We start from the raw sequence: 312 nt of genomic DNA, 5'->3' as shown, positions 1-312 counted from the left end.
GTCCGTGACATGCCCATCGGGATCGATGCTACGGGTGATATCGCCCTGGTCATTGCGCTCGTATTTCCAGACCGCTTGACCTCGGCGCACCACGCGTACGAAACCGTGGTCATGCTCGTAGGTAGTGGGCTCATCTTCGCCGGGAAACAGCGCCACCAGCCGTCCGGCCTCGTCGTACTGATAGGCCGTCACCGCGCCCAGCGGGTCTTGCTCGACTGTCAGCCGGCCTTTTTCGTCGTAGGATTTGAAGTGCTGCGCGCCATCGGGATCGATGCGTTGCACCAATCGCGCACGGTCGTCGTGGACATAGAT

At 61.2% G+C, this 312-nt stretch carries 1 protein-coding gene; it reads right to left on the bottom strand.

Annotated elements, in window-relative coordinates; all coding sequences use genetic code 11:
* On the bottom strand, positions 1–312 hold a 312-nt coding region (locus tag ACFZPT_RS26610), incomplete at both ends, for a hypothetical protein (protein WP_379555950.1).

The organism is Pseudomonas sp. MD330_10 (assembly GCF_042610415.1).
GTDB lineage: Bacteria > Pseudomonadota > Gammaproteobacteria > Pseudomonadales > Pseudomonadaceae > Aquipseudomonas > Aquipseudomonas rhodesiae.
This window is presented reverse-complemented; position numbering and strand designations above follow the sequence as displayed.